Source organism: Bradyrhizobium sp. SZCCHNGR1005 (assembly GCF_032489995.1).
Lineage (GTDB): Bacteria > Pseudomonadota > Alphaproteobacteria > Rhizobiales > Xanthobacteraceae > Bradyrhizobium.
This window is the reverse complement of record NZ_JAUEZC010000010.1, coordinates 59,573-72,904: the sequence shown is the minus strand read 5'-3', so window position 1 is coordinate 72,904 and position 13,332 is coordinate 59,573. Positions and strand designations below refer to the sequence as shown.

Here is a 13,332-nt window from a genome sequence, read left to right as displayed (position 1 = left end):
CCCTCAGGCTGGCGCGCGGCGGCGCGAGATCACATAGGTCTCGTCATTGAACCAGAGGCCGCCATGCTTCTTGAGCACGCGGTCGGTGGCTTCGAGATAGCGGCCGTCGCGAACCACCTCGGACAGCCTGTTGTCCTCGATCTGGGCGACATAGATCGCCGCGTTCCAGGCTGCAAACAGCGTGGAGGTGCCGATCGGCCCCGACACCTCGTCGGGCAGCGTGTGCATGCGGTAGCGGAAGATCGACCGCGCGTCCGAGGATGCGTTGAAATTGTAATGGCGCGCGGCAGCGCCGAGCTCGTGCTTGACCTGCCGCAGGATGGCGTAACGGTCGGTGGTGAAGGGATTGTCGCCCGGCCAGACCTGATCGATGATCTCCATGCCGGGATCGTGGCCGTGGGAATGGATGCCGATCAGCCGCCCGCCCGGACGCAGCGCGCGCACCAGCGGCGTCACGACCTTCGAGGCCTTGAACGCGACGCTGGCGCGGGCGCGATAGGGCTGCGATGCAATGACGAGATCATAGTCGGCCCTCACCCGCCCCGGCCGCGGCATGATCGGATCGAGCAGGAACGAGTGATCCTCGCGCGACAGCGTCAGGATCACCGGCCGCTTGTAGACGGGATTGCCGGTGGTCGGGCTGATGCCGGCCCGCCAGTTCTCGGCCAGGAACGGCTCCAGCGCGCCGATCTGCTCGGCAAAGCCGTGGGCGGTGTTGCCGGCGAGCGCGACGTCCTTCCACAACAGGCTTTGGGCTGCGGTGGCCGAACGCGGCGTCAGCCACGGCGCTTCGCCATAATAGAGGTTGGTCACGACGACGACGGTCGCCGGATGTTCGAACAGCCGATCGGCCATCTTCTCCAGCATCATCCGCACGTCTTCGTAGGAGATCTCCTTGGCGACGACATAGAGCGGCATGGTGGGCAGGCGCGCATGCAGCGCCCGCATCACCCGAGACAGAACGGTGCCATCGCCGACGCCGGCATCGAACAGCCGCAGCGCCGGCGGCGCCGGCTGCAGATTGGAAAGCTCGAGCGAAATCCGGTTGGCGACCTCGGTCTTCTCGCTGCAGGTGGAGACGAACAGCAGATATTTCTGCCGGTTGTCGAAGAAGCGGAAGCCGGACGGCGCTGCGCCGGTATCCGCAGAAACCTCGCTGCGCGGCGCGATCGGAACGAGGGCCTGATCGGCCGGGCTGTCATGACCATTCCGTCCATGCGTCGCGAGATAGCCGCGCACCTTGTCCAGGGTGCCGGTGGTGATCCGGGCCCCATCGCGCAGCCGCGACACCAGCTTGCCGTCATTCACCGCCAGCCGGCCGAAGGTGGATTCCGAGGTCTTGGTGGCGCGGCAGAATTCCCTGATCTCGGCAAGCACCTGCTCCGAGGTGCCGATCTCGAGCCGTGCATGATCGGCGCTGGGACCCGGCTTGTGGCCCGACATGTGATCCGCCTTGGCGCGCGCGACCGCCGGCTCATCCACCCTGTGCTGGCGCTGTTCGGCGCGCATGGCGACCTCCTTGGCCGTTTTCTTGATTGGCATCAATCAAGGCGCACCGGCCAGGGGTCGTCAACCACAAAGGGAGTGGGCAAGATTTATGGGCATGTGCCCACATGCCCAAGGCAATTAGCGCGCACCGCGGCGCGAGAAGAACGAGATCAACACCGGCAAGGTGATCAGGATCACTATCGGCGCCAGCATCATGCCGGTGACCACCACAATCGCGAGCGGCTTCTGCACCTGCGAGCCGATGCCGCTCGACAGTGCCGCGGGCAACAAGCCGACGCCGGCCACCACGCAGGTCATCAACACCGGGCGGAGCTGCAACTCGCCGGTGCGGATCACCGCGGCGACGCGGTCGTAGCCTTCGTCGATCAGCTGGTTGAACTGGGACAGAATGATGATGCCGTCCATCACGGCGATCCCGAACAGCGCGATGAAGCCGATCGCCGCCGAGACGCTGAACGGGATGCCGGACAGGACGAGACCGACGACGCCGCCGAAGATCGCCATCGGGATCACGCTCATCGCGAGCAGCGTGTCGACCATCGAGCCGAAATTGAACCACAGCAGGATCGCGATCAGCGCCAGGCTGATCGGCACCACGATCGACAGCCGCTTGATCGCGTCCTGCAGATTGCCGAATTCGCCGACCCATTCGAGATGCGATCCCGGCGGCAGCTGCACCTGCTCGGCGACCTTCTGCTGCGCTTCCTGGATGGCGCTGCCGAGGTCGCGCTCGCGCACCGAGAATTTAATTGGCAGATAGCGCTCCTGCTGCTCGCGATAGATATACGCCGCACCGGAGACCAGCTTGGTGGTGGCGACTTCGCTGAGCGGAATTTGGGTGACGCCGTTCGGCCCCTGCGCGCCGATACGCAAATTCTCGATCGCCTCGGCGCTCTTGCGATATGCCGGCGCCAGCCGCACGATGATCGGAAAATGCCGGTCGCTGCCGGGCTCGTAGAGGTCGCCCGCAGTGTCGCCGCCGACCGCGACCTTGATCGTGGCGTTGATGTCGCCGGGGGCGAGCCCATAACGCGCCGCCTTGGCGCGATCGATGTCGATCTGTACGGTCGGCTGGCCGAGCGAGGTGAACACCGCGAGATCGGTCACGCCCTGCACGGTCGACAAGACCTGCTTGATCTTGTTGGCGGTGTCGGTGAGCGCCTGCAGGTCGTTGCCATAGAGCTTGATCGAGTTCTCGCCCTTCACGCCCGACACTGCCTCGGAGACGTTGTCCTGCAGATATTGCGAGAAGTTGAACTCGACGCCCGGAAAGCGGTCATCAAGCTGCTTCAGCAGTTCGGCGGTGAGCTGGTCCTTGTCCTTGGTGCCCGGCCACTGGCTGACCGGCTTGAGCGGCGCGAAGAACTCGGCGTTGAAGAAGCCGGCCGCGTCGGTGCCGTCGTCGGGACGGCCGTGCTGCGAGACCACGGCCTCGACCTCGGGCCGCGCGCGGATCAGCTTGCGCATCTCGTTGACGTACTGATTGCCTTCCTGCAGCGAGATGGTCGGCGGCAGAGTGGCGCGGATCCAGAGATTGCCCTCTTCCAGCTTGGGCAGGAATTCGAGGCCGAGCAGCCGGCCGAACACACCCGTCATGACCACGAGCCCGACGGCGCCCATCATCACCAGCTTGCGGTTGCCGACCGCCCAACGCAGCACCGGCCCGTAGAGCCGATGCAACAGATGCATCAGGCGCGTCTCGGTCTCCTGGACATGAGCAGGCAGGATGATGGCGCTCAAGGCCGGCGTCACCGTGAAGGTCGCCAGCAGGCCTCCGGCCAGCGCATAGGCATAGGTGCGCGCCATCGGGCCGAAGATGTTGCCTTCGACGCCGCTCAAGGTGAACAGCGGCAGGAAGGCGGCAATGATGATGGCGGCGGCAAAGAAGATCGAGCGCGAGACGTCGGCCGCCGCGGAGAGGATCGCGTGGCTCTTCATGCCCATCATCGTCTCGGGCGAGATGTGACTTTCCTCGACCTCCGACAGCGGCGTGGTCTGCGTCAGTCTTCGGAAGATCGCCTCCACCATGATCACGGTGGCGTCCACGATCAGGCCGAAATCGATTGCGCCGACCGACAACAGGTTCGCGGACTCCCCGCGCAGCACCAGGATGATCACGGCAAAGAACAGCGCAAACGGAATGGTGGCGCCGACGATCAGTGCGCTCCTGAGATCGCCCAGGAATATCCACTGCAACAGCACGATCAGGAGAATGCCGACCACCATGTTGTGCAGCACGGTGTGGGTCGTGGTGTCGATCAGGTCCTTGCGGTCGTAGATCCGTTCGATCCGGACACCCGGCGGCAGAATGGTGGAGTGGTTGATCTGGTCGACCAGTGCCTCGACCCGGGCAATCGTCGGCGAGCTCTGCTCGCCGCGCCGCATCAGCACGATACCCTGGACGATGTCGTCATTGTCATTGAGGCCGGCAATGCCAAGCCGCGGCTTCTCGCCAACGGTGACGGTCGCGACATCCTTGACCAGCACCGGATTGCCGCTCGTCTGCGACACCATCGTGTTGGCGAGATCGTCCATCGAGCGGATCAGGCCGACGCCGCGCACCACAGCCGATTGCGTGCCGATCTCGACCGTGTTGCCGCCGACATTGATGTTGGAATTGCTCACCGCCTGCAACAGCTGCGGCAGGGTCAGCCCGTTGGCGACCAGCTTGTTGTTGTCGACCTGGATCTCATAGGTCTTGGTCTTGCCGCCCCATCCGGTGACGTCGATCACGCCGGGCACGGCGCGAAAACGCCGCTGCAGCACCCAGTCCTGCAGGGTCTTCAGATCCAGCACGCTGTAACCAGGCGGGCCTTTCAGCCGATAGCGATAGATCTCGCCGATCGCGCTCAACGGCGAAATCTGCGGCGTCACGTTGCCCGGCAACGGCGACAGCTGCGAGAGCCGGTTCAGGACCTGCTGCAACGCCTCGTCATAGGTATAATCGAACGAGAACTGCAGCTTGACGTCGGACAGGCCGTACAGCGAAATCGTGCGGATGGTGCGCAGGTTCTTGATGCCGGCGACCTGGGTCTCGATCGGGATCGTGATGTAGCGCTCGATTTCCTCGGCCGACAGGCCCGGGCTTTGCGTCACGACGTCGACCATCGGCGGCGTCGGATCGGGATAGGCCTCGATGTTGAGCTGCTTGAACGCGATCAGGCCGCCGGCCAGGATCGCGATGAACATCCCCACCATGAGGAAGCGCCGCTGCACGGCGATGGCGACCAGGCGATCCATTCAGGTTCAGGCTTTCACCGCGTTGGGAAGAGTTGGACCCGCACGTCAGCTACCGGACGCGGCACGGTCGATGAACAGGCTGCCCTTGGTGACGATCTGCTCGCCGGCCTTCAGATTGCCTTCGACGGCGACGAGATCGCCATTGACGAGGCCGGTCTTGATCTTGCGCAGCTCAAGCGACTTATCCGGACGCGCGACCCAGACACGCACCTGGTTACCTTCGTAAATCAAGGCCTGCCGAGGCACCGCCGCGGCGGGTCGATCGCCCGGCGAATAGATCGTCACATTGGCGAACATTTCCGGCTTGAGCAGGCCGTCCTTGTTGTCGATGGTGGCGCGAACCAGGAGCCGGCGGGTGGTCGGATCGATCGCTGCCGCCACATAGTCGATATTGGCCTTGAGCGGATGGCCCGGCAGCGCCAGCACGCTGACCGAAATCTCCTCCCCCACATTGACGACTGCCGCATCGCTTTCGCGGACAAAGGCGATCAGCCAGACCGTCGAAAGATCGCCGATCACAAAGACCGGATCGCTTGCGCCGGCCTGGACATATTGGCCGGGGCCGACCTTGCGCTGCACGACGGTGCCCGTGATCGGCGAGTTGACCGTGATCTCGCGGTCGATTGTGCCTTTGGCTTGGAAATTGGCGACCGCCGCATCGGAGTAGCCGAGGATGCGGAGCTTGTTGCGGGCGGCATCGAGCGCGGTCTGGGCCGAGCGCATGTCGTTCTGCGCCTGGACGAAGGTCGCTTCCGCCTGCTGGAAATCCTTGAGCGGAACTGCCCTGCCCTCGAACAGGTCCTTGGCGCGCTTGTACTGAATCTCCGCCAGGTCCTGCGCCGACTTGGCCTTGTTCATCGCCGTGATCGCAGTGATGAAATCGTTCTGCGCCTGCACGGTATCGGCGGCTTCGATCACGAACAGCGGCTGGCCCTGCTTGACGGTGTCGCCCGGCTTGACCAGCAGCTTGGTCACGCGGCCCGCATACGGGGAAAATACGGGGGTCGAGCGATCCTCATCGACCGCGACCTTGCCCTCGGTCACGTGTTCCGCCCGAAAGATCTTGTCACACACCGGCTCGACGGTCAGCGTGGCCCATTCGGAGGGCGACGGCGTGAACGTCTGGCCTCCCTTGCGCGACTGGCTGGACAGCTCGAGGCTGTCTTTTTTCGGTGTTTGACCGAATTGCGTGAAGCCATAGGCGCCCGCAGCGGCGAGCGCAAAGGCCGCCAAGCCGATGATCAGCCCTTTTTTACTCAGCATCTGCGGAGATTGGTTCATGTCGGCACTATGGCCCATCCACCTTACATTCGCCTTACGGGGACGCCGGCGATGACCGTTCTTTCTGCGCTAATAGTGCGGAACCGTTGTTCTAAACAACCTAAAAATCGCCAAAATCACCTCCGTTCTGGGTTAAAAATTTGAAACTTCAATGACAGGCGTTCATCCACCGTTCAGCTCATTTGGCTTGCCCCCTGGGCCGCCGTTGCGACGCATCACGCGAACGCCTCGGGGCGGCCACGTCGCCGGCGGTATAGGCGGCGGATTCGAACGTCTCTCCCTCCATCAGCATCAGCGTCGACCCGCAGGTGCCGCGCGGAGCGAGTTTGCATCCGAAAGTCCGTTGCCTCGAACTCAAAGGCGCAACGACCAAGTCGTTTGCTTCCAACTCGCATTGTCTCACGACTAACTATTGATCCACGTCAAATTGAAGATTGCATTAGTATGGAGGCTCAACCTTAGGATTCGCACCGAAGGTGAACTATGCAGCGTTCGAATGCAGAGCGAGTGAAGTCATATCTGGAGCTGATTTCGCGCAAGAAGGATCCGGACAGCCTCTTGAAAGCGGCGGAACCGGCGGTGAGTGGCCTCGAAATGGCCGAAGCCCCCGAAGCGAGGAATGCGCGAGCCGGCTTCGAGATGCTGCTGAACAAGCGCGAGCCCTCCCCCGATCAACTGGTCGGCATGGAGGCCATTATCATTCCCAAGCTTCGACCCGCGATCGATATCATCGACGGCAAGTTCGAGGTCTCCCACCATCTGTGGCAGAAGCTCACGACCGACGCGGCGATCCGCACCCGCATCGAGGATGTGATCCCGTCGGTCGGCCGCATCGAACTGCCGGACAACCCGGATTATCCCTATGGCGGGACCGGTTTCGTGGTCGGCACCAACCTCATCATGACCAATCGCCACGTTGCCGCGATCTTTGCTCGCGGCTTGGGCAATCGGGCGATCGCCTTCCGGACGGGCTGCAAGGCTGGGGTCGATTTCCTGCACGAACGCGGCCGGCCGACCGGACCGACGTTGGTGGTGCGGCGCGTAGTGATGATCCATCCCTATTGGGACATGGCAATCCTGGAAGTCGAGAACTTGCCGGCCGGCCGCAAGCCGCTGAAGATGTCGCTTGCAGATATTTCCGATATGGACGGACACGAGATCGCCGTCATCGGCTACCCGGCCTTCGACCCGCGCAACGATGCGGCGGAGCAGGACCAACTGTTCGACAAGGAGTATGGGGTCAAACGTCTCCAGCCGGGACAACTCCACGGGGTGTCGCCGACCGAGAGTTTCGGCAAGATTATTTCTGCGGGAACGCACGATTGTTCCACCCTCGGCGGCAATTCGGGTTCATGCGTCATCGACCTCGCGAGTGGTGAGATTGTCGCGCTGCATTTCGGCGGCCGCTACCAGGACAAGAACTACGCGGTGCCGATGTTCGAGTTGGCGCGCGACGGACGCGTGGTTGATCTGGGAGTCAATTTTGCGAGCGGCGCGCCGGGCGGGACGCCGGCCTGGTCCGACTGGTGGAGCAAGGCCGATCTCGCCGGGTTTTCCGATGAAGATGTGACGGCGGATCAGACTGCTCAGGCGCCCGCACCGCGCCCATCCGCCGACGTGAGTCAGAGCGTGGTACGGGCGACGGCTGACGGGATCACGCTGGAAGTACCGCTGCAGATCACGATACGGCTCGGCGCGCCATCCATCGTCGGCAAGCCGAGCGGCACTGAGGCTGCCCCGGCCGGCGGCGGGGCCCTCACCGAGGCCATGGTGGAACCGTTCCGGGATACGAACTACGCATCCCGCACCGGATATGACAAAGACTTTCTCGGCGCCGAAATCCCGATGCCGGAAGCGGCCGATCCGAGCGTGCTGGCCACAACGCGTCTCGGCGGAAACATCCTGCCCTATCAGAACTTTTCGATAGCAATGCATGCCGCGCGCCGCCTTGCGCTGTTCACGGCCTCCAACGTCACCGCCGACCCACGGCTGAAGCGCCCGGATCCCAGCAAGAAGTACACCCGCAAGGCATTGTCCGGGCTCGGCGACCGCGACCAGGAGCGCTGGTTCGTCGATCCGAGACTCGAAGAGAAGTTCCAACTTCCGGACGTATTCTTCACGCGCGATCGCGGCGCCTTCGACAAGGGGCATATCGTCCGCCGTGAGGATGTCGCCTGGGGCGAGACCTATGATGATCTGCGGCGCGGCAATGGGGATAGCTATCACGTGACCAACTGTTCGCCGCAGACCGCCGAATACAACCGGTCGGGCAGCGGCGTGGACAATTGGGGTGATCTCGAAAACCATGTTCTGGCATCCGCCGCCAGCGAGAAGCTCGCGCAATTTGCCGGGCCGGTTCTCGATGCAGCGGACGAGGTGTTTCTCGGAGCGGGCGGCGGCCGCAACAAGATCAGAGCCAAGATTCCGGCGCGCTTCTGGAAAGTCATCGTGGCCTCGACGGCCGACGGGCTGGCGGCGTTCGGTTTCGTGCTCGAGCAGGACCTGTCCTCCGTGGAGTTCGAATTCGTCGTGCCCACCGAGTTCGCGCCGCACATGTATCCGCTCTCCGAGATCGAGGCGATGACGGGTGTGCGGTTTCCAGCCAACGTGCGCGCTGCCGACCAGTACGACACGCTGCGCGGCGCCGAGGTGTCGATGCGCTCAGGCGCCAAGCGCCGGCGGCTCGAGCGACGTTGAAAGCCGGCGATCCGTGCCGAGGCGATGGAGGAAGCCAGATGCCCGAGTTGCGCGGCGAGGACATCACGAAGCTCAGCAAGTCGCTCGCAAGCTCCTTGAATTTCGACGATCTCGAGGACTTCGTCCAAGCCAGCACGGGCGACCGCCTCTACGTGGAATATGTCGGTAAGGGAAAGCCACTAAGGCCAACGATCAGCGATCTGCTCAACGCGCTCGAAGAGCACGGCACGACCCCGCTTTTCCTTCACTACGTTCATGCGCGCCGCCCCGGGAAACCCGATCTGCAGCACCTGATCGAACAGCTCTGTCCGGAAGCGATCGGCGCAGTACCGGACCAAAGCATTACGCTGTCATTGCAGAAGGCAGGTCAGGTGCAGGCCGATGCACCGGCAAACGCCCTCGCTCCGGGCCTGCAGCGCAACATACGGCCCTACCTCGCCAAGCCCGACGTGCGCGTGTGGCTCGAGCGGGCAATTGAAATCTACCACCGCGTCTGCCGGATCGAGCGCGGCGGAAATGGCCTCGGCACCGGGTTTTTGGTCGGCCCGGATACCGTGCTGACCAACTGGCACGTCGTCAAGGATGTCAAGGCCGAGGGCAAGCTGGCGGAGATCGGCTGCCGGTTCGACTACGTCAGGCTTGCGAACGGCACGCTGAATCCCGGTCAGCTCGTGGCGCTACGCCCGGACGGCTGCCTCACGTTCTCGCCTTACAGCAATGCTGAAACGACGGCCAATCCCGAGGTACCCTCGCCGACCCCCGAAGAGCTCGACTTTGCGCTGCTGCAGTTGGAAGCCACTGCCGGGCAGCAGCAGGTCGATGGTGCGTGTCGCGGATGGATCGCGCTGCCGCGTGATGCAGCTCCACTACCGCGGGACGCGCCACTCCTGATCGTGCAGCATCCTGAAGGCGGGCCGATGAAGATGGCGATGGATACACAGGCCGTGATCGGTCCGAACGCCAATGGAACGCGGATCAAATACCTAGCGAACACCGATCCGGGCTCGTCGGGTTCCCCCTGCTTCACGATGGAGTGGGAGATCGTCGCCATGCATCATTATGGCGACCCGAACTGGCAGAGGCCGCTGTTCAATCAAGGGGTGCCGATCAACCTGATCCGCCAGCGCATCGAGGCGCAGGGCTTCGGGAACGCGCTCGGCAAGTGAGGACGTGCAATCGCGGGGAGAGCAAGCGATGGCCATACCGGCAAAATATCTCGATCTCGTGTCTGACGAGATTGCCAAGGCCTTTTCCACGGAGCAATTCGCAGAGATCGTGCTGGCCGCGACCGGCCACGAACTTTACAAGGAATATGCCAGCCCCACCGATCCTCTCCATCGCGCGGTCCGCCGGACGCTGGACCGCTTGATCGAGGATGGAACGGAACGCTGGCTGCTTATCCAAGTGCTCGTATCCGCGGTCGCCAACGAGCAACTGCGTCGACTGATCATCAAGGCCTCGCCGGAGACGCTCGCGGCGCTGCCGAAGGTGGATAACGGGGTCGATCGCGCCCTGCAAAGCCTCACTCTCGTGACGGCGATGGTGTTGAAACCCGAATTCCTGCCCGAACTCCAGCCGTCGCGCGACAAGATAGCCGCCATATCCGAGCAGATACGCACGCTAGCGGCTTTCAAGAACCTGCACGAATGCCTGCATGCGCTTCATCTCAAGCTCGCATTCAGGTCCGTCGCCGTCGACGATCTCGAGGGCCTGAAGAACATCGGGAACACTTGTACGGCCGCGCGCGCCGCAGCAGTGCCGCTCGGCGCCGCCGCAAGCGCCGAACTCGTCTGGATTGCCGAGCTCGACCGCTTGGCGGATGGGCTCGGCCCGGCGATCAAGACGGCGAATTCGTCCGCCACGCAAGAAGGATTCGGCGGCGTGCAACGCCTCGTCCGCCTTCAGCTCTCACGCCTGAACGCACGGATCTTCGATGCCGCTGACAAGCTGTCGCTCGACGAGTTGATTCTCGTCTTGCCGAGCGTGATCATGCTCGAAGAGTCCTTTGAGCAACTGTCGCATGCGATCCGTGACCTGAAGGCCACGGTCATGGCACGCGCACTGGTGCACAAAATCTGGCAGGATGCCGAAAACGAGCTCTCGCTGGTCGAGGATGTGCTCAGCACGCCCGCAACGAGCGCCCAGAAACTCATCGCGCAGAATTGGTACCGGCTGCACTCGCACGTCCAGTTGCTCGCCTCGCTCGATCCCGGGGCCGCGTGGGCGAAGGAGGCGATGACCTATTCGGACCGCGTCGACACGGAGCTGACCCGGGAGACACTCAGCGATACGATGAAGCCATCGTTCGACGCCTTCTGTCGTGTCCTCAAATTCCATTTCTTCGAGGTCGATGCCAAGCTGAAGGAAGATTGCGGTTCGCTCGGCAAATTCCACGAGCCGCTGAAATCGATAGTCGAGGAGATCGGCGATGTCTGAACTACCCGGCGATGCAGCGCGCGCGGCAGCGTTGAACAAACCCTTTTCATCGATGGCCGAACTCTGGCGCGCGCATCTCGACTTGCGATACACCCTCTCGAATGCCGAAAGGGGTGCTGCGGAGGCACCTCGGACGGCATCCGACATTCGCGCGTTCATCGTGCACGCGCGCGCGACCGGAACCATTCTTACGGACAAGAACGAACGTCAGACCGCTCAAGGCATCCTGGACTACTGGTCGACCGAACTGCTCAGCCTTCCGGCTGCGGCGGCAGAGGACTTCACTCCGGCGCTGCTGGAGCCCTTCGATAGCTCGCAGACTCCTCCCGCCGCCGGCGAGCCGACCCGCTCAGAGAAATTGCCGGAGGAAGAAGCGCGCGAGCTGATCCGCTTTGTGGCCACCGCGCGGCTGTGGCGAGACTCTGACAGGCAGCCCGGCTATCTGCTGAACGACGAGGAATCCATTGCTCAGGCGTCGCGCTTCAAACACCAGGACCCGGATGTCTTCGAACTGGTCGCGGAGAGCAAGATCGCCCTCAGCAAGAAACGAACGACCCAGCGCTTCCTCGCCATCGTCGGAATTCTGGGCCTGATGATCATTGGGATGCTTGGGGTCACGCTCTTTCAAGAGTCCCGCCTGCGTGAGGCGGATAGGAAAGCAGCCGCTCAGGAGTTACGTACGCGTGAAGCAGAACTGAGCGCGGCCACGTCCATCAACGCCGTCGAACGCATCCTGAAGGTGCTGTCCAAGCAAACCAGTGACCGAGCCATCCCGATTGCGGCCGCAGCGGAATTGTTCAAGGGCGCAGAGAGTATTCTTTCGTCCGGCGACCAGGAGCCCGACGGAAAGCGGCCTGAAGTGATCGAAGCGCACGCCAAGCTGCTCATACAGTTTTCGGATGTATACCTGGATGCAGGCGATTCCCGGACGGCGCTTGCGCTCGCCGAACAAGCGGAGAAACTGGCGGGCCAACTTACCGGGCAAGATCCCGGCAACGACGCCTGGCAGAGCCTGGTTTACAAGACCGCATTTCGTATCGGGGACATCGTCGTGAACTACGATATTGGAGCAGCGAAAGTAAAATATGACCTTGCGCTCAAGGTCGCGGAAACGTTTGCAGACAAGGATCCCAGCAACGTCGACCGACAGGCGGACGTCGCCTTGGTGATGAACAAGGAAGGCGACCTTGACCTTATGAAGGGCAACTGGGATTCTGCGCTGTCCCGGTACCAAAAGTCACTCGATATCGGCAAGGCGTTGAAGGGAGGGGAGCCGCAGCAAAATCCTGCCGCGCGAAAGATCGTAGGCGACGCGTGGGCGAGACTCGGAGGACTTTCCGCCGCCCAGGGACGTTATGACGAGGCCCTCAAGCAATATCAGGAAGCATTCAACATACGGAAGTCCTTGGCCGACGAGCATCCGGAGGAAGGCGTATATCAAGGCAATCTTGCAGCGGCCTATCATTTCATGGGCGGCGTATATCGGAACTATTACAGCGCGACCAAGAATGATGACCTGCTGGACAAGGCGCTGCAACAATATGGTGCAGCGCTCAAGATCAGGCAGGCGCGTGCGAACGTGGATCCCGGCAATGCCTCCTGGCAGGATTCGCTCCAGCAAGAGGAACTCGCGATTGCGGACGCGCTCTTACGGAAGCAGGACCTGGCGGGAGCCATGGAAAAGTACCGAACGGCGCTCGATATTCGGCAGGCACTGGTCGTCAAAGATCCCAATAACGCCGCGTGGAAAGCGAATCTTGCCAGCACCCATGATGGATTGGCCAGCGCTCTTATGCAGGATCAGCAATTTGATAGCGCGTTGAAGGAATACGACGCGGCTCTTGAGCAGCGGAAAGACCTCGCGGCGAAGTTTCCCGACGATCGCAGTCGCCAATCTCAGTTCGCCACCGCATATGAGCATAAAGGGGACGCGCTGGCGACACGAGGAAAGGCGCAGAAGAGTCAATCTGACCTCCGGGATGCTGGCGATGCCTATCAAGCCGGACTGACCGTCATTGAAGCATTCCTGCGCAAGGACCCGGGCAGCCGCCTGGAACCGGCGCGCGACCGGCTGCGGAAGAAGATGGATGCTCTGACATCAATCGCGCAGTGAAGCTGCAAGACGTGCGCGGGCTTTGGCCTCACCCGAGCCCCGTTGAACCTCTTGAC

7 protein-coding genes are annotated in these 13,332 nt (G+C 62.6%); 4 read left to right on the top strand and 3 right to left on the bottom strand.

Going from position 1 to position 13,332, the window contains the following annotated elements; all coding sequences use genetic code 11:
- Positions 1-3: 3 nt before the first annotated feature.
- The 3 genes from QXZ85_RS29820 to QXZ85_RS29810 all read right to left on the bottom strand — a co-directional run bounded on the left by QXZ85_RS29820 (position 4) and on the right by QXZ85_RS29810 (position 6,012).
- The gene (locus QXZ85_RS29820) at positions 4-1,443 is read right to left on the bottom strand and encodes a hypothetical protein (protein ID WP_315706349.1); all 1,440 of its coding nucleotides are present in this window, start codon (positions 1,441-1,443) and stop codon (positions 4-6) included.
- Positions 1,444-1,626: 183 nt separating this feature from the next.
- A complete protein-coding gene (locus tag QXZ85_RS29815; protein ID WP_316175407.1) occupies positions 1,627-4,749 on the bottom strand; it encodes a CusA/CzcA family heavy metal efflux RND transporter in 3,123 nt (1,040 codons plus the stop codon).
- 45 nt (positions 4,750-4,794) lie between these two features.
- Complete coding sequence (locus tag QXZ85_RS29810) at positions 4,795-6,012, bottom strand: efflux RND transporter periplasmic adaptor subunit (protein ID WP_315768725.1); 1,218 nt, start codon at positions 6,010-6,012, stop codon at positions 4,795-4,797.
- A 525-nt stretch (positions 6,013-6,537) separates the two neighbouring features.
- On the opposite strand from QXZ85_RS29810, the gene QXZ85_RS29805 reads away from it, so the two are divergent.
- The 4 genes from QXZ85_RS29805 to QXZ85_RS29790 are packed head-to-tail and all read left to right on the top strand — an operon-like array spanning position 6,538 to position 13,276.
- On the top strand, positions 6,538-8,727 hold the full coding sequence (locus tag QXZ85_RS29805) for a DNA/RNA non-specific endonuclease (RefSeq protein WP_315768727.1): 2,190 nt from the start codon (positions 6,538-6,540) through the stop codon (positions 8,725-8,727).
- A gap of 47 nt (positions 8,728-8,774) precedes the next feature.
- On the top strand, positions 8,775-9,893 hold the full coding sequence (locus QXZ85_RS29800) for a serine protease (protein ID WP_315807328.1): 1,119 nt from the start codon (positions 8,775-8,777) through the stop codon (positions 9,891-9,893).
- A 28-nt stretch (positions 9,894-9,921) separates the two neighbouring features.
- Complete coding sequence (locus QXZ85_RS29795) at positions 9,922-11,163, top strand: hypothetical protein (RefSeq protein WP_315706167.1); 1,242 nt, start codon at positions 9,922-9,924, stop codon at positions 11,161-11,163.
- Positions 11,156-13,276, top strand: a complete 2,121-nt coding sequence (locus QXZ85_RS29790; RefSeq protein ID WP_315706168.1) for a tetratricopeptide repeat protein — start codon at positions 11,156-11,158, stop codon at positions 13,274-13,276. The genes QXZ85_RS29795 and QXZ85_RS29790 overlap by 8 nt, the downstream gene beginning before the upstream one ends.
- The last annotated feature ends 56 nt before the right edge of the window (positions 13,277-13,332 follow it).

Bases quoted from the DNA above. Each gene is read 5' to 3' on its own strand.
- QXZ85_RS29795 (WP_315706167.1), top strand. From the start codon at position 9,922: ATGGCCATACCGGCAAAATATCTCGATCTCGTGTCTGACGAGATTGCC.
- QXZ85_RS29790 (WP_315706168.1), top strand. From the start codon at position 11,156: ATGTCTGAACTACCCGGCGATGCAGCGCGCGCGGCAGCGTTGAACAAA.
- QXZ85_RS29810 (WP_315768725.1), bottom strand. From the start codon at position 6,012: ATGCTGAGTAAAAAAGGGCTGATCATCGGCTTGGCGGCCTTTGCGCTC.
- QXZ85_RS29815 (WP_316175407.1), bottom strand. From the start codon at position 4,749: ATGGATCGCCTGGTCGCCATCGCCGTGCAGCGGCGCTTCCTCATGGTG.
- QXZ85_RS29820 (WP_315706349.1), bottom strand. From the start codon at position 1,443: ATGTCGGGCCACAAGCCGGGTCCCAGCGCCGATCATGCACGGCTCGAG.